Origin of the sequence: Sphingorhabdus sp. (assembly GCF_046292425.1) — a bacterium.
Lineage (GTDB): Bacteria > Pseudomonadota > Alphaproteobacteria > Sphingomonadales > Sphingomonadaceae > Sphingorhabdus_B.
The window spans coordinates 1-21,838 of record NZ_JBKBQV010000013.1 but is presented as its reverse complement, the minus strand read 5'-3'; the positions used below and the strand labels follow the sequence as shown (position 1 = coordinate 21,838).

At 52.5% G+C, this 21,838-nt stretch carries 17 protein-coding genes and 2 pseudogenes; 12 read left to right on the top strand and 7 right to left on the bottom strand.

Annotated elements, in window-relative coordinates; all coding sequences use genetic code 11:
- Complete coding sequence (gene uxaC, locus ACK4S7_RS04550; RefSeq protein ID WP_409644800.1) at nucleotides 1–1,401, top strand: glucuronate isomerase; 1,401 nt, start codon at nucleotides 1–3, stop codon at nucleotides 1,399–1,401.
- Nucleotides 1,398–2,792: a mannitol dehydrogenase family protein gene (locus ACK4S7_RS04545; protein ID WP_409644798.1), complete on the top strand. Its 1,395-nt coding sequence runs from the start codon at nucleotides 1,398–1,400 to the stop codon at nucleotides 2,790–2,792. The genes uxaC and ACK4S7_RS04545 overlap by 4 nt, the downstream gene beginning before the upstream one ends.
- Nucleotides 2,793–2,894: 102 nt before the next feature.
- Here ACK4S7_RS04545 and ACK4S7_RS04540 read toward each other — a convergent pair whose 3' ends face one another.
- A complete protein-coding gene (locus ACK4S7_RS04540) occupies nucleotides 2,895–3,542 on the bottom strand; it encodes a hypothetical protein (RefSeq protein ID WP_409644797.1) in 648 nt (215 codons plus the stop codon).
- 214 nt (nucleotides 3,543–3,756) lie between these two features.
- On the opposite strand from ACK4S7_RS04540, the gene ACK4S7_RS04535 reads away from it, so the two are divergent.
- Together ACK4S7_RS04535 and ACK4S7_RS04530 are read left to right on the top strand one after the other, a co-directional pair.
- Nucleotides 3,757–4,620, top strand: coding sequence for a sterol desaturase family protein (locus tag ACK4S7_RS04535; protein WP_409644796.1), 864 nt, complete (start codon nucleotides 3,757–3,759; stop codon nucleotides 4,618–4,620).
- Nucleotides 4,621–4,722: 102 nt separating this feature from the next.
- Entirely contained in the window at nucleotides 4,723–5,253 is a 531-nt protein-coding gene (locus tag ACK4S7_RS04530) for a VOC family protein (RefSeq protein WP_409644795.1), read from the top strand.
- Nucleotides 5,254–5,317: 64 nt separating this feature from the next.
- On the opposite strand, the gene ACK4S7_RS04525 is transcribed toward ACK4S7_RS04530, so the two are convergent.
- Together ACK4S7_RS04525 and ACK4S7_RS04520 are read right to left on the bottom strand one after the other, a co-directional pair.
- Nucleotides 5,318–5,542 carry a tautomerase family protein gene (locus tag ACK4S7_RS04525; RefSeq protein WP_409644794.1) on the bottom strand — a complete coding sequence of 75 codons (225 nt, stop codon included), beginning with the start codon at nucleotides 5,540–5,542 and terminating at the stop codon, nucleotides 5,318–5,320.
- Between the two features lie 52 nt (nucleotides 5,543–5,594).
- Complete coding sequence (locus ACK4S7_RS04520) at nucleotides 5,595–5,780, bottom strand: hypothetical protein (RefSeq protein WP_409644793.1); 186 nt, start codon at nucleotides 5,778–5,780, stop codon at nucleotides 5,595–5,597.
- 328 nt (nucleotides 5,781–6,108) lie between these two features.
- Here ACK4S7_RS04520 and ACK4S7_RS04515 point away from each other — a divergent pair, with 328 nt between their 5' ends.
- On the top strand, nucleotides 6,109–7,662 hold the full coding sequence (locus ACK4S7_RS04515) for a winged helix-turn-helix domain-containing tetratricopeptide repeat protein (protein ID WP_409644792.1): 1,554 nt from the start codon (nucleotides 6,109–6,111) through the stop codon (nucleotides 7,660–7,662).
- Between the two features lie 511 nt (nucleotides 7,663–8,173).
- Here ACK4S7_RS04515 and ACK4S7_RS04510 read toward each other — a convergent pair.
- Nucleotides 8,174–8,863, bottom strand: coding sequence for a hypothetical protein (locus ACK4S7_RS04510; RefSeq protein ID WP_409644791.1), 690 nt, complete (start codon nucleotides 8,861–8,863; stop codon nucleotides 8,174–8,176).
- A gap of 333 nt (nucleotides 8,864–9,196) precedes the next feature.
- On the opposite strand from ACK4S7_RS04510, the gene ACK4S7_RS04505 reads away from it, so the two are divergent.
- From ACK4S7_RS04505 to ACK4S7_RS04490, 4 genes and pseudogenes are all read left to right on the top strand, one after another.
- Entirely contained in the window at nucleotides 9,197–10,630 is a 1,434-nt protein-coding gene (locus tag ACK4S7_RS04505; RefSeq protein ID WP_409644790.1) for a DNA modification methylase, read from the top strand.
- Between the two features lie 30 nt (nucleotides 10,631–10,660).
- Nucleotides 10,661–11,125 carry a DUF5681 domain-containing protein gene (locus tag ACK4S7_RS04500; RefSeq protein ID WP_409644789.1) on the top strand — a complete coding sequence of 155 codons (465 nt, stop codon included), beginning with the start codon at nucleotides 10,661–10,663 and terminating at the stop codon, nucleotides 11,123–11,125.
- Complete coding sequence (gene terL, locus ACK4S7_RS04495) at nucleotides 11,082–12,536, top strand: phage terminase large subunit (protein WP_409644788.1); 1,455 nt, start codon at nucleotides 11,082–11,084, stop codon at nucleotides 12,534–12,536. Before ACK4S7_RS04500 ends, terL begins: the two co-directional genes overlap by 44 nt.
- Nucleotides 12,537–12,678: 142 nt before the next feature.
- A pseudogene (locus ACK4S7_RS04490) lies at nucleotides 12,679–13,886 on the top strand (transposase); the annotation flags it as partial.
- Here ACK4S7_RS04490 and ACK4S7_RS04485 read toward each other — a convergent pair.
- Nucleotides 13,867–14,339 (bottom strand): annotated as a pseudogene (locus ACK4S7_RS04485) (transposase); the annotation flags it as partial. The pseudogenes ACK4S7_RS04490 and ACK4S7_RS04485 overlap by 20 nt on opposite strands.
- Nucleotides 14,340–14,425: 86 nt before the next feature.
- Between ACK4S7_RS04485 and ACK4S7_RS04480 the strand changes: the two are divergent.
- Both ACK4S7_RS04480 and ACK4S7_RS04475 read left to right on the top strand, forming a co-directional pair.
- Nucleotides 14,426–14,815 (top strand): ATP-binding protein, encoded by a 390-nt coding sequence (locus ACK4S7_RS04480; protein WP_409644787.1) that lies wholly within the window; start codon nucleotides 14,426–14,428, stop codon nucleotides 14,813–14,815.
- Nucleotides 14,816–15,569: 754 nt separating this feature from the next.
- Nucleotides 15,570–15,902 carry an I78 family peptidase inhibitor gene (locus ACK4S7_RS04475; protein ID WP_409644786.1) on the top strand — a complete coding sequence of 111 codons (333 nt, stop codon included), beginning with the start codon at nucleotides 15,570–15,572 and terminating at the stop codon, nucleotides 15,900–15,902.
- A gap of 195 nt (nucleotides 15,903–16,097) precedes the next feature.
- On the opposite strand, the gene ACK4S7_RS04470 is transcribed toward ACK4S7_RS04475, so the two are convergent.
- Nucleotides 16,098–19,391, bottom strand: coding sequence for an autotransporter domain-containing protein (locus ACK4S7_RS04470; protein ID WP_409644785.1), 3,294 nt, complete (start codon nucleotides 19,389–19,391; stop codon nucleotides 16,098–16,100).
- Nucleotides 19,392–20,040: 649 nt separating this feature from the next.
- Between ACK4S7_RS04470 and ACK4S7_RS04465 the strand changes: the two genes are divergently transcribed.
- On the top strand, nucleotides 20,041–20,211 hold the full coding sequence (locus ACK4S7_RS04465; protein WP_409644783.1) for a hypothetical protein: 171 nt from the start codon (nucleotides 20,041–20,043) through the stop codon (nucleotides 20,209–20,211).
- Between the two features lie 335 nt (nucleotides 20,212–20,546).
- Here the strand turns inward: ACK4S7_RS04465 and ACK4S7_RS04460 are convergent, their stop codons facing one another.
- Complete coding sequence (locus ACK4S7_RS04460; protein WP_409644781.1) at nucleotides 20,547–21,089, bottom strand: FxDxF family PEP-CTERM protein; 543 nt, start codon at nucleotides 21,087–21,089, stop codon at nucleotides 20,547–20,549.
- Nucleotides 21,090–21,838 lie beyond the last annotated feature (749 nt).

The window sequence follows — 21,838 nt, the reverse complement described above, 5'->3', positions numbered from 1 at the left end:
ATGCCAAGCGCTCTGACCCTCCATGCTGATCGGCTTTTCCCAACTGATCCGAACGTCCGAGCTATCTCCCGCCGACTCTACGACGGCGTGGCGCATATGCCGATCATCAGCCCGCATGGCCATACGGACCCAAGGTGGTGGGCGACGGACGATGTTTTCGGCAACGCAACCGAATTACTGCTTCATCCAGACCATTATGTATTCCGTATGCTTTATTCCCAGGGCGTCCCACTTGAAGCGCTTGGCATACGCAATCCCGACGCCGATCCGCGCGAAAGCTGGCGATTATTTGCCGAGCGATATCATCTGTTTCGTGGCACGCCGACACGCATGTGGCTCGATTGGGTATTCAGCGTCACCTTCGGAATCGACATGCTGTTGTCGGCGGAGACTTCCGACCATTATTATGACCACATCACCGCAGCGCTGGGGACTGACGCCTTCCGCCCGCGCGCTTTATTTGAACGCTACAATATCGAAGTGATCGCGACCACGGAAAGCCCGCTTGATGACCTTCGCCATCATAAAGCCATCCGAGATAGCGGTTGGACTGGACGCGTCATTACGGCTTACCGCCCCGACCCAGTAGTCGATCCGGAATTTGAAGGCTTCCATGACAATCTCGCCGTAATGGCGCAATTGACCGACGAAGATTGTTTCAATTGGCAGGGCTATTTGAATGCCCATCGCAAGCGCAGGGCTTTTTTTGCATCCATGGGCGCAACCTCGACCGACCATGGACACCCGACGGCACAAACGGCGGACCTGAGCACAGCCGAAGCAGAAAAGCTGTTTAAGCGCGTGTTATCTTCCCCTGTAATTAAACAGGATGCCGAGCTGTTCCGCGCCCAAATGTTGACCGAAATGGCACGTATGAGCGTCGATGATGGCCTGGTCATGCAAATCCACCCGGGCGCATACCGCAATCATAACCCCATGCTCTTTGAACGCTTTGGGAGAGATAAAGGCGCCGATATTCCAACGCGTACTGGCTATGTCGAGCAGCTTCAACCGCTGCTGGCAAGGTTTGGCAACAATGCGGATCTGACCATCATTCTCTTCACTCTGGATGAAAGCACTTACGCGCGCGAACTTGCGCCGCTTGCGGGGCATTATCCGGCATTGAAACTTGGACCAGCCTGGTGGTTCCACGATAGTCCGGAAGGCATGCGCCGGTTCCGTACCAACATGACCGAAACAGCAGGATTTTATAACACCGTCGGTTTTAACGATGACACGCGGGCGTTTCTGTCCATACCGGCGCGACATGATGTTGCGCGCCGTATTGACTGCGGATTTTTGGCGCAGCTCGTCGCTGAACACCGCATGGAGGAATGGGAAGCAGCGGATCTTGCAGTTGACCTCAGCTACAATCTTGCGAAGCAGGCCTATAAATTATGAGGCTTAGTCGGACTGCGGTTTTGCCAGCGGATGTCGTGCTTCCCAAATATGACCGAAGCGCTCAAAAAGCAGGCATCGTGCATTTCGGGATAGGTGCATTCCACCGCGCCCATCAGGCGGTTTACACCGATGACGCAATGAACGCTGGTGACCGTGACTGGGGTATCATTGGTGTGTCCTTACGCAGTCCAACTGTGGCAGCGCAAATGAACCCGCAAGACGGAATATATTCGGTCACCGAACGATCCAAGGATGGCGATAAGACACGCGTCATTGGCGCGGTTAAAAAAGTGCTCGTCGCCGCTAATGAACCAGATGCATTGATCGCTGCGCTGGCATCGAGAGACACCCACATTGTCAGTTTTACAATCACCGAAAAAGGCTATTGCCGGGCACCCGACGGCACTTTGGATTTCGCCCAAGCGGATGATCGGTCAGTTTATGCTTATTTGGCTGCGGCTATGCAGCGACGGCGCGCCTCTAAACTCGGCGGCTTGACGCTGCTTAGTTGCGACAATTTGGCGAGCAACGGAGCACAGCTTGCGGAACTTATGCGGGCCTATCTGCAGCGTTGCGCACCGGATTTGGTGAGTTGGTTCGAGGATGAGTGCACCTGTCCATCAACAATGGTAGACCGAATTGTTCCAGCGACGACAGATGATGACCGGCAATCCATCGCCGGAGTTTTGGGCGGACTGGACGAGGCTGCTGTCGTTACCGAACCATTTACCCAATGGGTGATCGAAGATAATTTTGCGGGCAGACGCCCCTGCTGGGAAGTCGGGGGCGCGCAGTTTACAGAAGATGTCGTTCCGTTTGAAACTGCCAAGCTCCGTATGCTGAATGGAGCGCACTCTGCACTTGCGTATATCGGGCTGCAAAAAGGCCATGAATTTGTGCATCAGGCAGTCGCTGATCCGTACATACTGAAGCTTGCGAATATACTCATGCGCGAGGAGGCGGCAACTAGCCTCAAACCTGCTGGGGAACAAAATCTAGCGTCTTATGCCGACGCCTTGATCGCACGCTTCGCCAATCCAGCACTTAATCACCGGCTCATCCAAATCGCCATGGACGGAAGCCAGAAGATACCACAGCGCTGGTTAGAGACATTGGCCTTTCATCAAAAGCAGGGGCGGCAATGCCCTGCCATTCTTGAGGCTGTCGCTGCATGGATTATCCATATTCGAGGAACGACACATGTTGTCGAGGACCCTATGCGTGATACGTTCAAGGCATTATGGGAAACAGCCGGCGCGGCCCACATTACATCAGCGCTGTTTGGGCATGACGGACAATTTGCGCCATTTTGGCTTGCGAGCCAAGAAGACATAGCACTGGTCAATCACCGGGTTTGCCCAGTGGGCGTGGAGGGCCAACGGGTTATCTAAGATTAGCGCACATATCCCGACATGCTGCTTCCGGTCCGTTTTTTTGCCAGATATTCATCTCGCACCCCTTGTTGGGAAATCTCCATAACATTCGCATGGTAGCTAGGCGGTGACATAGGCAACAGGATTTGACACTGGTAATGGGCCTAGCTGACGAGGGTCAGCAAGTCTCGTCCCAATCGCGGAAACATTAGACTTGGTGGAGGCCCGATACTCTTTAAAACCTTCGACCACCGCACGGACGCACTCTTTAGGGGTTGAGCCACCCGCAAAGAATCCCCGACAAGGGCCACCCATTATGTCAGGGCGACGCTGCCGCAGCCAGTTCAAAGCCAAGTCAAACTCGGGCGGATCATTTGAGCTATTACGAACTTCAACTATCCGTCCGTCCCTGATCGTCAAATGAAACTTGTCTGTAACCCAATAACCGGTGCCTAGCGCTGCAATTAGATCGTCACGAACTGTGATTGCACAGACTATTTCGCTTTCGTCGACGAACTGGCACGGAGCACGGTCAATGATCGCGTAGTTTCCTGCATCAGCCCAACCTTGATAAAATAGTAACTGTGGCTGCGAGGCAGGAGCATCGGCCAATGCCGCGAGCAGTTGACGAGGATCATAGGAGTAGAAGGCATCGATCAGCCTTTCTGCTGCAACATGCAAGGGGTCTGGGCCTGCCCCACGGGGCGGTTCTGTGCCAGCGCATCCTCCTAAACTGGTCAACAAAGCAATAATGGGTAGATAACGCATCGAAAAGCCCTCCATCCCTGTGGATACATGTCACCGAAATGTACGCCAGTGAATGGGTTTGTTTGCCCTGCCGCAACACGCTTCCCAGCGGTTTGTAAACATTCGCAACGGTTTGCACTCGACGGACGCTTTGTTTGTCGGTAGACGGACAATGGTCGCTCAAAAACCGGCGCTTTGCAAGCGCTAGCCCATGCACTTTGGGAAGGGAGGACCGATGAAACAATCCATTTTCAATTTATTGCCGCCGGCAACCGTTGCCGCAATTCTGGCATTTTGGGCCTTTGCGCCACCGACCGTGGTCGACACTTGGTGGTCAATCACTGCGGTTGGACTGGTAGTGCTTGGTTTTGTCCAACTGATGGAATTTGTCAACGAGCGGCACGTAGGGTGGAGGATCAACCGTCAGGAATTCCTGACTGACATCTTCTACGTCTTTTTTGGAATCACCGCCATTTCGTGGATGAGCGATGCTTTAGCTAATAGTCCAATGGCTGAGGCCAAGGAAGCACTGGGCATTTCGACCCCATGGATTGCAGAACTGCCCTTCCTGGTTCAGGTCGCGGCGGTAATGTTGCTGGTCGAGTTCGGCCAATACTGGCTCCACCGTTGGATGCACAACAATGCCTGGCTTTGGTCAACGCATGCCCCGCATCATCATATAACGCAGCTGAATGCTATGAAAGGCTATGTCGGCAACCCCATAGAGTTATTCCTGATAAGTCTTAGCGTGATTGCACTTCTCGATTTTGACAAGGCACCCATGTTTGCGGCGTTCAACGCGCTCGGTGCTATTTCTTATTATGCCCACGCCAATGTCAGAGCCGATCCGCCAAAATGGTTTTCATTCTTTTTCACGACCATCCAGCACCACAGTCTGCACCACACCGCGTTAAGTTTTGAAGACACCCGCTGTAACTACGGGAACTGCGTGATTATCTTCGACCGAATATTCGGTACTTTCCGTGAGGGTGAATCGGCTGTCGCCGGGCAAGACGATCGCAAGCGTTTATCGATCCGCGAGCAATTCATGTTCCCATTTTTACCTTGGATTGAACGACGGCGGGCAGGTCGTGCTTGAGAGTTTTGGTGCACATCGCAATGCAACCTGCAGGGATTTTGTGTTGCGAACCTTACCCGGCACAAATATGTCCTAATTGCTTTTTAATAGAAAGAGCCGGAGATGAGCAAGCTTAGCATCGCCCATTTTGGTCTGCGCTCGCGGAACCTGCCTGACGCGATTGATTGGTATGGCAAGGCCTTTGGTGCAAAGGTTCTTTATCGTGACGAAGTTGCTGCATTCATGAGCTTCGACGAGGAACATCATCGCTTTGTCATATGGGACGACGGCGAGACACAACCAAAGAGCGAGGTTGCGAGTGGGGTGGACCATATCGGCTTTGCCTGCGACAGCTTAAGCCACCTTGCAGACGAGTATATGCGGCTAATGGGGCTTGGAATACAGCCGTCCCTTTGCGTCAATCATGGCTTTACCTGCTCTATATACTATCACGATCCTGACGGAAACGAAGTCGAGCTGACGGCAGACAACTTTCCTACCAAAGAGGAATGTACGGCATTTATGCGGTCTGAAGCTATGAAGTCCGTAATGCAGCCGCCTTTCTATGGAGCGAGTTTCGATCCGAGCGATCTCGCAAAGATGCGACAAAACAATGCGTCGGAAGCGGATATGGCGGCGTTAGGTATTAATTGATAGGTCTGCGGAAAAATAGCTTCTATCGGATAACTATTCTCCGGAATGCACTACATCGGAGGTTTCAAGCGGCGACTTTTCCGGCCATTTGCTGAACGTCGACTGCTGTCAGAGCCTGACCACCAATTGCCCAGTCGCCGCTTTCAAACTCGTTAATACGGACCCAGGTAACGGCGCGCAGCGCTTCGCCTTCAACCGCGATCATGGCTTCGGTTACCTTAGCAATCAGTTGCTGCTTTTCGCCCGGGGTGAATACGTCTTTGATGACATCGATGGTTACAAGCGGCATCTGGTTTCTCCTTGAATGATATGGAACATGGGTTGGGGCGATAACAACAACATCAGTTACCGAGCGCTTTGTTGAGATGGGCAATAACTTCGGTCATCTCTACGGCGGGACTGAACTCCAGCGCCTCGTAATCCTCATCGACGCTGACAGTATGTCCAGGTGGCCAGTAATATACGTCACCTGCACAAACGGTCTCCTTGCGGCCGTCTGCATAGCGAACGTGGATTGAGCCTTTCACCACGGTTCCCCAGTGGGGGCACTGACACAAATTATCGGGCAAACCTTCAAGTAACGGCGTCGCATCAGCTCCAGCCGGGAAGCGTATTCTTGCAACGTTCAAGTCACCCCAATTGTATGCCTGGATACATATTTCTCCGTGTTCGAGACAAATGGGCAATGCATGAGCATGGTGGTGCATTAGATTTCCTTAAAAATAGGCCGAAGCCAAAAATTGGTTGATACTATTGTGTCGAATTAACAGGCCAAGAGAGCGGAAGCTTGTAGACCGCGTGATCATTTCCTGAATATTGCTCGCAAGTTTTAATTCTTTCGATTAGCTTTTCGGGATGATTTACCGGTTCGATCAGTTTGAACTTGATCTTGCCAAGGCAGAACTGCGGTTGCGTAGTCTTCCGGTGCATCTCGAACCGCAGGTTTATGCGTTGCTTACACTGCTTATTCAGAATAGTGATCGCCTGGTGTCGAGAGACGAGATCGTTGATAAAGTCTGGGGTGGCCGCTTCATATCCGAAAGTGCTATTTCGAGCCGCGTCAAATCGCTGCGACAATCGCTCGGAGATGACGGAGCCCAGCAACGTCTCATCAAAACAATCCACGCCCGCGGCTTTCGATTCATAGCTCATGTCGAGATAAGCAAGACGGAAATAAGCACTTCCAGTCGCGCCAACGAGACGTCACTATTATCTTGTCATGGTCAGCCTTCCATCGCCATCTTGCCCTTTGCTGTCCTCGGTGATCCGGGTCCGTTCCTTGCCATTGGCGAGGCGCTGCCACATGAGCTGATCGCTGAACTTTCGCGCATCCGTTGGCTTACTATTATCGCGCGAGGCTCTTCCTTCCAATTCCAGCCCGGGACCCAGAATGTCGAGACAATCGCCCGAACGCTGGCCGTGCGTTATTGTCTCGCTGGAAACGTTGAGTTTTCGGGCCATCTTTTGACAGTTTTGGTCGAACTGACGGACAGCCAGTGTGATCGCATCATATGGGCTGAACGCTTCCACGGTCCCATCGACGACATTCACAATATTCGTCATACTATTCGCACGCGCATCGTGACCGCGTTGGAGATTGCGATCCCCGCATATGAAGCGGAGAATGCGCGTGTCGGAAACAGCGAAAACCTCGACGCCTGGTCGGCTTATCATTTGGGTCTACAACACATGTATCGATTCAACAGGCAGGACAACGCCCAAGCGGAGTCCCTGTTTAAGCTGGCTGTATCTAAAGACCCCATGTTTGCCCGGGCTTATGCCGGTTTGTCATTCGTCCATTTTCAGACTGCGTTTTTGCGCAATACCCAAGATGTTGCTTCCGAGGCCGATCTCGCGCGAAGGTTCGCCGATTGCGCAATGGATCGGGACCCAGTGGATCCATTCGTAAATTTCGTCATGGGCCGCTCGTTTTGGCTAACTGGCGACCTGAACAATAGCCTGGGTTGGCTCGAGCGTTCGACGAACATAAGTCCCAATTATGCTCAGGGCATCTATGCCCGTGCCTGGACCGAAGCATTGTCAGGACAAGGTGCCAAATCCCGAGAAAATGTAGATTTGGCCATGCGGCTTAGTCCGCTGGATCCACTTTATTATGCAATGCTTGGCACCCGTGCGTTATCGCACATGAGCGATGGGGATTATGAGGAGGCGGCTAGATGGGCCGATAAAGCTGCACGTTCTCCTGGCGCACACGTCCTCATTGCCATGATTGCTGTGGTCACGCACGCGCTTGCAGGACATGACAACGGCGCGAGCCATTGGGCCGACGATGTCCGCCGACGAAATAAAATGCTGACAAAGGAAGATTTTTTCCGGTCGTTTCCCGTAAAATCGCAAGATGTTCGAGCAAGGGCTTCTATCGCTTTTGAATCTCAAGGATTCACCTAAAAACCCTGTTGAAACGTTGTGCCAACGGGAGTGACGCCAAATTTGTGGTCGGTCATATCGCATTTAGATGCCGAAAGCGGAAGGGCGGGTCTCGGCCTAATACTGGCTTATCTATTGGCAACCAATCGTACTTCGAAATGCCGCAAGTCGCGGCCACTGCGCGCCTATCTGGGCAATACACTAAATATTTAAGCATGTTTTCATTGGGAAAATTACCTGGTGCAGCACGCAGTCCTGCTCGATACGGTCTCTGCTGGAAAATACCCGGTTTTACGGGAATATACCGGGAATTTTTGCAATTTGGGGCCATAAAATGTAATATTGGCGTTTCAAGGTCCAGGCATTTAGCCGGACTTGAGACAAAATTCCCGACAACCAAAACCGGGAATATTTTTCTATTTTCAGTCCAATTAATTGCGTTACTGTAAATAACGGGGATTTACGGGGCTCAACAACAGCGCGCCGCTCGGTACTATTGGGATGCTAAAAATTGCCGGCAGATTGATCTAAGTCAGGTATCGGCGAGGCTGTATTGGATACCAAGTTCAGCGACGGTTAGGGAGGCTGGGCGGCTCATCAGATATTTCATGGCAAGCCAATGCGGATCTTGGGAGCCGTCAGCGATGTTTCCAATTCCGCTTTGCCAGTATGAAAGATAAGCCTCGCCGCGTTCGGCCGCATAAAAATTCCCGGAACCGGCTGAACAATCCAGAGCATATTCCCAGTTATTCGGGCGCATACAAACGCCATGCTCACGATGTGGCTTAAGCCCCAAATTGAGCAGATAACTTGCGCTCTTGCCATCGAGCGGCCGATATGACGCAACGCGCAATCTGTCTTCTGCAGTCGCGCTCATTGCGGCAATCAGCACATCACCGCGCTGAACAGTTACAATTGGTCCGTCGAGGTCGACAGGTCCAACTTCCAACCACCAGTTTTCTCCTGTTGCCGAAAGGACAGGTCGCGGGTCATCGGGTGAAATCAATTGCGCGAGGCGATCCATTGCAGGCTCATGATGCTGCCAGTCGGCGTCGCCTTCACGGCTGCACTTCTGAAGTTCGTAGAGCATTTGCCCGAAGTCTAATTCTGCTTCGCCGCCAAGCGCCGCATCAAAGGTTTCAAGCGAAATGGGATAAAGAATGTCGGGTAGATTGTATTGGACTAGGGTTGCGGGCTTTAGGCGTAGTTCGAGGATAGACATTTAATCCCGCCCTCGTCCAGCCCACGTGCAAAAACCGCATCTGGGTGATTTTTGGCCTTGGTGCATCATGCGGTCCGACATCGCTCTGTTGCGCTATCAAGTCCAGTCAAACTGCCAATACTGAGAGGTCTGCGCCGATCAGCAGGCAAAATCTCAGCAACACGCATTTTTTTGTTGCAACTCTCGCCCATCGATGGCTCTTATGGGGTTCGATCACCTTGGAAGGATATGGTCGACTTTGTTTACGCTGAGGCGTGGCGGGGTCAATGTTCTTCCAGAACAGACCCGTCCCGCAACAGCGGCGACGGGTTTTTGTTCTTAAGGGGAATTGAAATGAGTAGTAAGACAAATCTGGGTAAAAGTAAGTTTGCTCAACAAAAGCTGGTTAAGACAAAAGGGCGCAGAGAAGCTTTAGCCGCTGACCGCCGAACAGCAGATAGAGCAGGGCAGGGTGGACGCAATGATCTGCTTCCCGATCTTCAAATTTCGATGGTTCCGGTATCGGAGTTGACATCGTCACCGCATCACGCGCGGCGCACAACGCCAGATCAACTCGAATGCGTTATAGCATCCATTGCTGATCTCGGCTTTTGCAAACCAGTCTTAATTGCCAACAATCACGTAATTGATGGCGTAACTCGCGTTGCAGCCGCCAAGCAGTTGGGACTGATGCAGGTGCCTGCGATAGACTGTGGCCATCTGTCAAATACCGATCGCCGCAAGCTTGCTTTGGCGATCAACCGGACAGCGGAAACGGGCGAATGGGATTTAGATCTCCTCAAGATTGAGTTCACTGAGTTGCTCGAACTAGATGTCGATCTTGGGTCAACAGGATTTACTCTGCAAGAGCAGGACATCATCATGCTCGATGATGGTTCCGATGAGGAGGAAGACCAGGTAGATGACCCTCCTTCAGACCCTGTTACCCAACTGGGCGACATATGGGAGCTGGAGGACCATCGGGTCGTTTGCGGGAGCGCGCTCGAGCCCAGCGTCTACGAAAAACTGCTGCTGGGCGTGCTTGTCGCGATTATCATTGCCGATTTTCCCTATAATGTTTGTATAGGCAACAATGTAAGCGGCCTTGGCAAGAAGAAGCACGCCGAGTTCAAGATGGCCTCTGGCGAGATGTCCGATGCCGAGTTTGCCGCCTTTCTTGAGGCTACCATCATATGTGCGGTTGCACATTTGGTCGCCGGCGGTGTGTTCTATGGATTCATGGACTGGCGTTCCATTGACAAGCTTTATCGGGCCGGTTTTGCAGCGCATCTTACACTGCTGAACCTTGTCGTTTGGTATAAGCAGTCCGGAGCCATGGGCGCTTTTTACAGATCTGCTCACGAACTTATTGCCGTCCTGTGCAAGGGTGACAAGCCGCGTACTAACAATATCGGCCTTGGAAAGAACGGGCGCGACCGCTGCAATGTGTGGTGCATGCCCGGGGCCAATAGGCCTGGTTCCTCTGCCCATGAAATGCTGGGCGAGCACGCGACGCCAAAGCCTGTCGAACTTTGTGTAGATGCAATCCTCGATGTGACCTTGTCTGGCGAGGCTGTACTCGACCCATTTCTGGGCAGCGGCACCACGTTGATCGCGGCTGAGAAGACTGGACGCCGCTGTTACGGCATCGAACTTGAGCCAGGCTTCGTCGATGTCACCATTATGCGCTGGCAGCGCCTCACGGGCAAGCAGGCAGTTCTCGCAGGCACAAACCAAACCTTCGAAGCACTGGCCCAGAGCCGACGGGCGCCAGACCCAGCACGATAAGTGATCACCAGCTTTATTAGGGGGAAAATCATGAAAGACGAATTTGACGACGACGCAAACAATCCGCAGGGGCAGGGGGATCAGTCAGCCGATGGGCAGGAGTATAAGGTCGGCTATGGCAAGCCGCCAAAGCACACGCAGTTCCCTCATGGGAATGGTCCGGGCAAGGGCAAACCCAAAGGCGCCAAGAATCTGAAGACCATCGTAACTTCTGCGACCGGTGCCAAGGTTTCATCCAAAGCCAATGGCAAAATAAAGAAAATAAGCAAGATCGAAGCGGCAATGATCCAACTTGCCAATAAGGCCGCGGCCGGGGATCTAAAAGCCATCGAAAAGCTGATCGCGCTTTACGAGCGTTACGGCCCTGAAGAACATTCTATCTTGCCGACCGCTGAGGAAACAAAGGCTGACCTCGAAACACTGCAAAACTACCTTGCGATGCACCAACCCGGTGACGCCGCGGATGAGGGGGAGGCAAGCGGTGACAACGACTGATGCAACATCACTAGCAAAATCGGTGCGGCAACTGGCTCGCGATGATTTCTACGTTTTTGCGCAGCGCGCCTTCAGCGAACTTCACGATGTGCCGTACATGGATAACTGGCATATTCTGGCCATCGCCCGGCAGCTAGACCGTGTCGAAAAGGGTGAAATCATGCGACTGATTATTACCATGCCACCGCGCACGATGAAGAGCTTTTTAGGCAGTGTCTGCTTTCCAGCATGGATACTTGGCAAAAACCCGTCCGCAAAGATTATCTGTGCGTCCTATGCGCAGGCTTTATCGAACGAGTTCGCATTCGAGATGAGACGCTTGATGCAAACCCCATGGTATCGGGCCGTTTTCCCAAATGTTCATATCGATGCGAAGAAGGCATCGGTTGACGAAGTTAAAACAACACGTGGCGGTTACCGTCTCTCGACGTCCGTTGGTGGTTCCTTAACGGGTAGAGGCGCGGACTTCATTGTCATCGATGATCCGATTAAGGCTGGCGACGCATTGTCTCAAACCATTATGGCTAGCGCCATAGCCTGGTATTCTAACACGGTCTCAAGTCGGCTGAATAATCAGAAAACCGGGAAGATTGTTGTCGTCGCCCAAAGGCTTCAACCCGAGGATCTACCCGGCCAATTGGCGGCTATGGGAAGTTGGGAAGAGCTAACTTTGCCGATGATAGCCTGGCAGGATCAGGAAATCGAACTGATTCCAGGCACATTCGCTAATCGGCCCGCGGGGAATCTGCTTCACGAAGCTCGTTTTGGCGAGGAAGAAATCCGACGTCTGCGCGCTGAAATGACTGAGCAGGATTTTGAGGCGCAGTATAATCAACGCCCTCTCCCACCAGGAGGGGCCTTGTTCAAGCTACAGTGGTTGAAGCGGTACGACAAATGTCCGGCGGTACATGAGATACAAGGCATTTTTCAAAGTTGGGATACAGCTTACGAGGTTGCTGAAGGAAACGACTACAGCGTGTGTTCAACCTGGGCACTTTGCGGTAAACGGTACGTCCTGCTCGATATATTCCGCGAGCGCCTGCAGTTTCCTGACCTCGAGCGGGCGGTGTACAGGCAGCGTGAAAAATGGGATGCCAATCTTGTCATCGTTGAAAAAGCTGGTTCCGGCATTAGCCTGTACCAGAACATTCGGAACCATACCCGCAGGTTTTGGATTGTGAATATTAGTCCATCAGGATCTAAACAGGATCGTGCTTCACAGCAGTCGCCGAAATTTGAACGCGGCGAGGTCTACGTTCCCAATGATGCACCATGGCTTAAAACATTTGAGGATGAGCTGATCAGTTTTCCGCATTTCAAACACGACGATCAGGTCGATAGCGTCGTTCAGTTTCTGGCGGCCGTCGATACCGGGAGACTTTTGAATATGGCAGATATGGCTAGGCGGTGATGCCGGTGTTTATAGCGACGTAATCAGTGCTTGGTATCGAGATAGCGGCGATGGCAGCTTTGCGCCCTATTCTGTTGAAAAACTCCACTTGAAGAGGGGAGCATGTTCTGATTCAAGGTAACTGTAGTTGGGAGTTATGCTGATGATGGGCGAGCGAACGGTGATGCAGGAAGCGCTGTTTTACAGCTTCAGCGTCGAGGACCATGTGCCAGCGGGTAATTTGCTGCGTTCGATCGACCGCTTCGTTGATCTGGACGGCATCCGCGAGCATGTTCGGCCCTATTACAGCAACACGGGGCGGTCCTCAATCGACCCTGAACTGATGATCCGGATGCTGATCGTCGGTTATTGCATGGGGATCCGGTCGGAGCGGCGGCTCTGCATGAGGTCCATCTCAACCTTGCCTATCGCTGGTTCTGCCGACTTGGTCTTGATGGCGCGGTGCCCGATCACTCGACCTTCTCAAAAAACAGGCATGGCCGCTTCCGCGACAGTGACCTGCTGCGCCAGCTGTTCGAGATGACCGTCGAGCGCTGCATGGCCGAAGGGTTGGTTGGCGGTGAAGGCTTCGCAATCGATGCAAGTCTTATCTGCGCCGATGTTCACCGGCAGCGATCGGTGCCTGGCGAAGAAGGCCTGCCGCCTGAGGCGGCCGGCCGCGCCGTCAGCGAGTACCTGCAAGTGCTGGATGACGCTGCGTTCGGCGGTGCAACGCCGGTCACGCCCAAGCGGATCACCATCACCGATCCTGCATCGCGTTGGACTGCGGCAACGCGCGAGGCGGCGTTCTATTCCTACAGCACCAATTACCTGATCGAGCTCGATCACGCGGTAATCGTCGATGTCAAGGCGACGACCTCTGTCCGGTAGGCCGAAGTGACCGCCCAGCGCAGAATGATCGACCGCACACAGGAGCGCTTCGGCATCTGGCCAGAGCGCCTTGTGGCCGACACGGCCTATGGATCAGCCGCGAACCTGGCCTGGCTGATAGAGGACAAGAGCATCGAGCCGCATATCCCGGTGTTCGACAGGTCTGGTCGCTGCGATGGCAGCTTCGAGCGCGCGGACTTTACCTACGACCACGAGGATGACAGCTACATCTGCCCCGGCGGCTTCCGCCTGCGCCGGTCCAATCGCAACTTCAGCAAGCCGCGAACCGGGATCAATAAGGATGAAATCATCCGCTATCGCGCACCTCAGCAGGACTGCCAGGGGTGCGAACTCCGGCAGCGATGCACGCCGAACATGCCCGCTCGCAAGGTCACCCGCTCGATCCACGAAGGCGCTCGAGACCTGGCGCGCAATATTGCCACTACCAACGCCTATCTCGTCTCACGGCGCCAGCGAAAGACGAGTTCCATCTCGCCGCGGCATGCGACTGCTCGACGATCCTGATGATCTCGAGCTTCTCCGAGGCTGGATACCTCATGCGTCGTCGTCCCAATCCGCGATCATGCTTTTTTTGAGCAACCGGTTCTCAAGGGCCAGATCAGCCACGCACTCCTTCAAGGCACGCGCCTCACGGCGCAGATCCTGCACTTCGCCGCTGGTGGCAGCGCGAGCGGGATCGCCTGCAAGCCTACGCTTGCCAGCTTCCATGAACTCCTTCGACCATGTGTAATACAAGCTCTGCGCTATGCCCTCCTTGCGGCACAGCTCGGCTATACTGTCTTCCCCGCGCAGGCCTTCCAGCACGATCCTGATCTTGTCTTCAGCAGAAAAATGCCGCCGGGTTGCACGGCGAATATCCTTTACGACACGTTCGGCGGAGGCCTTGGGTTGGCCAGAGTGTTTTGGTCTCATCTTCGTTCCTTCGTCACTACGATGAGACCAAAACACTCCTTAAATCACAACATCAAATCTGTGCCATTGGTGCTGACGGGGGACAGTTGAAAGAAGCCTGCGCACGCGTAGATGTGGTGAATAGGTTACATTATCATCTGTACCAGGATGAAGGACATAACAGCGTTAATCTTGGGCGTTATATTCGTGACTTTGCAACCGAAACCGTAAGCGCCTTTTCAGAAAATGACGCAATCAAACTGAGTTTTATTGAGCTTGCAGATGTCGAACTCGAGATGGACCGCGCTATATCCCTCGCCTTAATTATCGGCGAACTTTTGACCAACGCCTTGAAATACGCGTTTGATGAAACAGGGGCCGGTGAGCTTGCGATCACGGTTTCATCATCAGAACAGCAGATACAAATTTCTTTAAGCGATAATGGTGGTGGCTGCCCCAAGGCTTTGACGTTGCCGCGACCAACGGCTTCGGGATGAAAATCGTAAAGAGCTTGCTGAAGCAATATCTGACAATTTATCCGTGATCCCACAACATCATGGAACCGAATTTATGATTACATTCCCAATAACAGGCTGACACACGTGCAATTGTGTAGGCGATTCATTGGTTGGACGATACATAAACCCCAAAGCACGACCCACAGCATACCCACGCGGCTTGCTGATTTATGTGCCTGTCGTAGGAAGCATTCTCACAGTAAGGTTAAAGCCATTTCTGCTGGGGATTGAACTCCCGACCTGGTCATTACCAAAGCAAGGGAAGCACGGCTGGAATACAAGGATATCTGCGTGTTTTAAGTGATTGCGGTTGTGCGTTCGCCAAGGACCCACGCCAGACCCAAACTGTTCGGAGTTCCGGTTTTGGCGTTTTCCTTAGTGAAAGTGCTTTGGTCCAATAAGATTACAAAAAGTAACCTACGCAGGACCTACGGACCGGCTGGTCCGGAACAGATCATGAGAAGTCCATTTAGACAGTGGCCTGAACGAATGTCCGCTTCCTGCAAATTCGAAAAACTTCAGGAATGATTGGATTTGGGTGGTAGCCGACAGGCCGCTTCAGATAATCGAACTCAAAACCAGCCCTGTCGGGCAATTGTCCTGATAAATGCTTTCTGCCTTCGATCGGGCGTTTGATCTCTATGAAAAACAAAATAAAACCCGACTGCCTTTATGGAATTTTTAGTAAAATGCCAGGCGCACGCCTCCAACAGAGTTAGACAGGAACGTTGTAATGTCGAAGATGATGAAAGTGCGTAACCTCATTGGACTGCTCGTATTGTTGACTGTAATTCATGGATGTGCCAGCCACAGCGTTCAGTCGAGTGCGGCCATGAGCCAACCGCTTTCATCGAACGAGATGCGCCAATGCGACGGTATACCGGTGCAGCGGTGGGTTGGGCGTGATATAGATGATCCGGCGAAAACAGAAATATTGAAAGTCAGCGGAGCAGATGTTGCGCGCTTGATACACTCTGGCGAGGCTATCACAATGGATTACCGCACTGACCGGATCAACCTGGAACTCGACGAACGAGGATATCTTGTAAGGGCCTACTGTGGGTAGAAAGCCGTGAGCCCGATGGAGAATTCGATCGGGTGGCTTTGCTCACGGTTGGCTTAGGCTTCACCGTTTCAGTCGCTCGCATCAATCGGTGTGGGTAAAGCCTATCGAAGTCCATCTTGCGCAAGGTAAAATACTAGCACCAGAAATGTGGCTCCGACAGGCTCAAACATACGTCATACCCGCAGATATTGCGCCCTAAAATCGGAAAGCGAAGTCAACAACTGCACGGTCATCCTTGAAGCCACTGCGGTTTTGCGTGGTCTCCAAGCCAGCACCGAAGCTCACGTTAGAGTTACTTAACGAGAGCCCTCCCTTCACTTCGGTATAGCTGCCATCGCTGCCGGCCATGGGAAGCACGAAAGAATAATCAGGAGCATTGGCAAACCGTACTCTCATAGCATTTCCGTTGCCACCAAGATTGGAGACATAGTCTGCTTGAAAACGTGGTGCAAACGCCCACCCTGCCGCCAGTTTTTTAGCGCCGCCAATCTTAAATCCGAGCCGACTTTCGAGACGCCGAAGTTTCAGATCGTCAAGTTCAAGCGCAAGCTCACCTCCAGACTCGCTAAAGCCGCCAAATTGGAGGGACGCGTAGCTCAGCGATGCCCGCGGTGTTAGCGTAAAATCGGATCCCATAAAAATGTTAAAGCCTGTTTCGGCCATCGCGCTGTAACGTTCCGACCTTGACGCGCCGTACAAATCAATTGTGGCTTGCCCGGTGCTTGCGGTGCGCCGGAGATCAGCATTGCCGCTTTCCGCAGCGGCAAGTGCAGCGACATAGGCGCCGCCTCCTAGCTGATACGAACCGTACGCAATCATCTGACTGAGTTTTGAATCTGTCTGGCCTAAACGTCCCGAGGCGCTGAATCCACGGGCATAGCCGACAGCGGTGCCTAGCGTTAGCCCGTCAGCAATCTCCATTTCTAACCCCATGCTGGCATGTGACGACCGCTGGCCACCCATAAGTCCTGCACTTTTCCCACTCACCGTCGAGTTATTAATAGAATTTCCACCCGATACAAATCCGGTCATACCTTCGGGCAACCCGCCTACGGAAGTATTAGGCATCAGGCCGTGGGAAAGTCCCATTGGCAAAGCGGCAGCACCGCTTGCGCCCGCAGTTCCAGCTAAAAACATGGCATTTGGCGAACCGATAACGCTCATTGTCCCGGTTGAGCCCGTACCAAGCATAGACAGACGGTCGGTAACTGCCCCGAGCATGACTCTGCTCTGCCGCTCCTGCAGCGAGTTCGTTTCTGAGACCATCGAAGGCGCAAGAGCGCTCAGTGTGCTTGCAAGCTGAGCCGAGCCCATAAGATCAATGGAGCCATATAGGCCAGCTAGACTATTGTAAGAACCCGCTCGCAGCGTATCGAGCGCCTTGGCAAACGCAAGTTCTGTCGGATTAGCTCCGGTTATAATCTGTACGAGGCTCCCCGCGCGGAGCGTCGCCACGATATCGTTAACGTTATAAGTCAGTTCAGGCCGCAATACTCCTTGGAATGAATATACGGTGCTAAATGCACCATCGATTCCAGCCCCAGAAGTGGCGATGGTGAAGCTCTGTCCATCCCTCGGTGCCGCACCGGGGGCTTTGTTGAAGACAATGGAGCCACCGTTCAACGCTAAAGTTCCAGTGACGGCGAGTTTGTCTGCGCCTGCTCTGCCTGCGTCGATGAACAGTGACGAAGCGGACGCCATGATCATATCACCGTTAACCGTAAGCGTATTTACCGTGTCGGCACCGCCGGGAGCGACAATTGCCCCGACAACAGTGACAAATTGTGCTCGCAACGTGCCAGATCCGGATACTAGGCCGTTCAGGAACAGCATATCGCCGCCGCTGCGTACGAGTCCGTCTGCTTGCGTCCAACCCTGCATCTGGTTGAACTCACCAAGGACATTGAGCGAACCGCCTATATTGACGGTAAGCTTCGTTAAGCCGTTAAGCGTCATCCTGTCTATCGTCACCGCAGATGACAGCGTCGTGTTACCTGCCGCAGCCAGCGTAACATCATAATAGCGTGATCGGAGGCCTGCCTTGGGGTTGGCCACCACATTATTAGGAACAAAATTTAATGAACCTGGGCCGCCGGCAATGAAGATCGGCGTCCCGCTACCCTCGGCCTCTTGTCCGCTCAAAGTAGTGCAGTCGGTCAGGAAGCAAACCTTGCCAAACTTAGCCCCGCCAGGCGAGATGCCCTGAGCTGGCGTGTCAGGCAAATCGTTTACTAACTGTCCGTCGACATCAGTTAAATAACTTGGATCCATCATCTGGACCCAGTGACCAGCGTTTTCCCAAGCGCCGTCGCCGCCCTTTGTGGTTGCATAGACATACGGATTGTTGGCGACAATTAGGTCCCAATACAGATGGAGCGGCTGATAAAAGCTATGTGATCCGTAATTGTGGAACTGTTGCGTACCGAAGAATCGCGAGCCCCCCGAGAGTACACCAACGACGACAGGACGATCGTAACGCTGGTCTGCAATCAAGGGACCGCCTGAATCGCCTCCAGCAGTAGTGCCTTCACGCGCGAGCGCCGTGTCACCAAAGATGCCGAAATCGAACTTACCCGCAGCCGGATTGTAAGCTGGGTTCGGGTCTGAAAAGCTGCCCATGTAAAGATTATTCTGGAGTACACTGCCTGACCCGAAGAGGAATTCGTCGCGGTCACTTAACGAGCCTAAAACCGAAATCATGTTCTCGGCTGCGCGACGTCGGAAGTCGATGGCGATACCGCCCGCGGTTCCGGCCGCGGTTTGATTCTGCCGACCAGCGTTGCCGTAGCCAGTGATGATTGCATGAGTCGGGCCATCGAGAGGCGAGAACAACATTGCCCAGGTTGGGACATCAAACGCGGGTGTGTCGAGTGTCGCGATAGCGACGTCAGCAACGATGAAGCCAGCCGAGCCGGGCGATGTTAAGGAGCGTGGGTCATACCAAACTTGTTCAACATTGTATAATGAGCGCGATAGATTGGTCGCTCCGGCAACCCCGCCATCGAGCCCGAGCCATTGCCGCACAGCGGGAAGCGTATTGGCTTCGAACGCAAAGGCAATGGGTGTACCGTTTGGCTGCAAGCCGTTCGCGATACCATTCGGGCCGTATGCCTCGGCTGGGCGTGTGTTGACGCAATGCGCTGCAAATATGACCGTACGTGGGTTGATTAATGTGCCTGTGCATAGTCCCAGACCTGTAGTCGCGGGATTACCGCGGACAAGCATCTGACCAACGCCATTGACGCCGACATCCAAGATGCCGGCTGGAGGAAGTAAATTGGGGTTGAGATCGTCGCGAATAACGATACCCGGTGACTCTTCCGACGATGATGGCCGGACAATGCTCGCCTCACCATTTGAGCTGCTGGCGCCGCCTTCATTAGGGCCGACCTGAGCCGCGGAAGGTAACGTATAACCCAAAGCAATGGCTGCTGTGGTCACACACAACAAGCGCTTCCGGAGCGAAGACGAACGCACAGATAATCCCATAATATATCCTCTCGAAAGTCAGGGATATATCCCAACGAATCTCCCCTTAAGGAATGGTTAATGTAGATGCTAAGTCGTGGAAAGCGATTATCATGCAATGCTTTGCGATGCAGCTGCGCCCTTTCTGGCATTGTACAGAATAGTCCGTGAAGTAGGTATAAAAGGAGATCTGCAGCTGTCAGCTATGTTGTGGTGTCCCGTTAGTCCGCTTCTATCGAAAATAGTCGGATGCTACCATTCGAGACTCGGGTCGATTTAGCGGACCCCATTCACGCATATCGGGTAGCGATGCTTCGGCTCCAACAAATCCGACATTTATATGTCTCCACAATTTTGAATAACGCAATTCAGACAGAGCGCACTGAGCTTTTTCGTATCAGCCTACATCGTAATTATGCGGTATTGTACGAAACTGCGACTTAGCCAAGCACGCTAGGAATATGTCTGCGCAAATCAGGTTCATTGTGGGAGAAAGTTATTTGCAAGGCGCAGGTGACGTCCTCGTTTGCGGCTGTTTTAGTTAATTCAGCGAGCTTTGAAAGGTCATCGGCGTCAAATGTCATCGGCTGGCCTTTAGCGATTTCGCGAGCCTTATTCCGGACTGTGCCGATATTACAAAGTGCAATGCAACCGAGATGTTCGAAAAGAAATGAACATCTTGGATCCAACCGCCAGCCACCGCAACAGCATCGCCAACATCACTTATCAGGGCATTTCTGTCTGCGCGTGTGACAGCATTGAGGCGGATCGGGGTTTTCATATCGACGGCTCAATTATTAACGGCGGGGTGAGATACATTAACCCAGAAGGCGCGAACTAAAAAGTTATTCGGCCGGTCAAACGGCTAGTTACGAAAACTATTCAATAGATAAAGCGCCAATCGCTACGGCGAAATTTGGGTGGTAGCAGACATGAACTCAACTCGAAACGAATGTTTGGGGTTATAGACAACGAAATTTGCAATGTCACGACCTGCGCATCGTATGATGTGTTGTCCCTCCACGGATTGCGCCAAAGGTCTTAGTTTAAGGGTGCGCTTCGATAGTGATTTACTACACAAATAGACCTCCCAAACTGAATTGAGAGGTCTTGAAGTTAATGCGCTGAGTAATAGTTCATCGGTTCCCGTGAAGGCAGCCAATGAGAGCTGACAAATTACGCGAAACGTACGCGCAATGTTGTATCTTTCTTGCGACGCATCGAGAAGCCGATTCCTGCCATACCCATCAGCATCAACATCCATGTGGTTGGCTCGGGCACAGCAGCCATCTGCGAAAACGACAGATTGCCGCTAAATGCTGCGTTACCTCCAGAGGTGCCGGTAACATTCAACACGTTATTACCGCCTGCCACCAGACTTTGATTTAACAAGTTTCGAAATTCTTGTGTGCCCGTCGCAACAGTATTAAAGTTTATCCCGTTCAACGTAACCGATGAAAAATCGATATTGGTAAGCGGGTTTGTGGTCGCAATCGATGAAATGTCTACACTGGTAAGATTAAACCCAGCAGGAGTAATAAATTCAAAGCTACGAGTGAATGAACAAGGGGCAGTGCTACCGATTGCACATGTCACGCTATCGTCACCAAAAGTTCCGCTAGGTCCGGTTATGGTCAAAAACTGGGCAGCTTGCGCACTAGTTGCAAACATCGCCGAGGCAACTGCGGCACCAACGGCCGCTTTTTTCCAAATACTCATAAGCTGATTCCTTCACAGAAAGTTAGCTTTAGGGTGCGCCCTCCCTAAACTCACTCGCGCGAGTGATAATGCTTAACGGTGGATTAACCATCTGGTTCCTCTGCTCGATTGAAGTTTCACTTTTTGTTTGAAAGTGGGACAGATGAGGCTGTCACGCTAACTCCAAACAGTTTCTTGACCGCGTGAATGGCAGTTAATGGAATGGTTCCTTCGAGACACGCCCCACACTGTACAAATGTCTGCAATTGGTCCGCTTGCAAGAGAAGTTGCGACGCGTAATCGGCGAGTTATTGCTGCGAATAAATTTACGTCACCCTCGACCCTTAGGCAAGAGTGGTTCTAGCAGATGATGTTGGTAACTCATGCTCAGTAAACATCACGAAGTAGAGTGCGGACGGAAGCAATTTATCTCAATCAATGTCATTTAGTACACGGGCGGAGACGATTATTACGATGTTTACGACGTGCTAACTGGCGGCGACAGCGGACGCTAAGGACTACTGCAGTATTCTGGGAATCGACATTACAATCGATTGCGATTACAGCTCTCGAGCGTAAGCCGAAGATTAAGTCTCCAAGCTAAAATCCTCCGGCTTGCGCGCCAAAAAAATCCACTTAGCGTGCCTACAATATCAAGATGTTTTGGTTTTTTGACTATCTCACGATACATTCCGAGAAATTATAAATTGGGACACATGGCTGGCACGAGATGCAGTAGCGGAGACCGTTATGAGTAATGTAGAATTATT

What these genes read in the sequence shown, in the direction of transcription:
- uxaC (WP_409644800.1), top strand. Translation starts at nt 1, where the DNA reads ATGCCAAGCGCTCTGACCCTCCATGCTGATCGGCTTTTCCCAACTGAT.
- ACK4S7_RS04545 (WP_409644798.1), top strand. Translation starts at nt 1,398, where the DNA reads ATGAGGCTTAGTCGGACTGCGGTTTTGCCAGCGGATGTCGTGCTTCCC.
- ACK4S7_RS04540 (WP_409644797.1), bottom strand. Translation starts at nt 3,542, where the DNA reads ATGCGTTATCTACCCATTATTGCTTTGTTGACCAGTTTAGGAGGATGC.
- ACK4S7_RS04535 (WP_409644796.1), top strand. Translation starts at nt 3,757, where the DNA reads ATGAAACAATCCATTTTCAATTTATTGCCGCCGGCAACCGTTGCCGCA.
- ACK4S7_RS04530 (WP_409644795.1), top strand. Translation starts at nt 4,723, where the DNA reads ATGAGCAAGCTTAGCATCGCCCATTTTGGTCTGCGCTCGCGGAACCTG.
- ACK4S7_RS04525 (WP_409644794.1), bottom strand. Translation starts at nt 5,542, where the DNA reads ATGCCGCTTGTAACCATCGATGTCATCAAAGACGTATTCACCCCGGGC.
- ACK4S7_RS04515 (WP_409644792.1), top strand. Translation starts at nt 6,109, where the DNA reads ATGATTTACCGGTTCGATCAGTTTGAACTTGATCTTGCCAAGGCAGAA.
- ACK4S7_RS04510 (WP_409644791.1), bottom strand. Translation starts at nt 8,863, where the DNA reads ATGTCTATCCTCGAACTACGCCTAAAGCCCGCAACCCTAGTCCAATAC.
- ACK4S7_RS04505 (WP_409644790.1), top strand. Translation starts at nt 9,197, where the DNA reads ATGAGTAGTAAGACAAATCTGGGTAAAAGTAAGTTTGCTCAACAAAAG.
- ACK4S7_RS04500 (WP_409644789.1), top strand. Translation starts at nt 10,661, where the DNA reads ATGAAAGACGAATTTGACGACGACGCAAACAATCCGCAGGGGCAGGGG.
- ACK4S7_RS04475 (WP_409644786.1), top strand. Translation starts at nt 15,570, where the DNA reads ATGTCGAAGATGATGAAAGTGCGTAACCTCATTGGACTGCTCGTATTG.
- ACK4S7_RS04470 (WP_409644785.1), bottom strand. Translation starts at nt 19,391, where the DNA reads ATGGGATTATCTGTGCGTTCGTCTTCGCTCCGGAAGCGCTTGTTGTGT.
- ACK4S7_RS04465 (WP_409644783.1), top strand. Translation starts at nt 20,041, where the DNA reads ATGAACATCTTGGATCCAACCGCCAGCCACCGCAACAGCATCGCCAAC.
- ACK4S7_RS04460 (WP_409644781.1), bottom strand. Translation starts at nt 21,089, where the DNA reads ATGAGTATTTGGAAAAAAGCGGCCGTTGGTGCCGCAGTTGCCTCGGCG.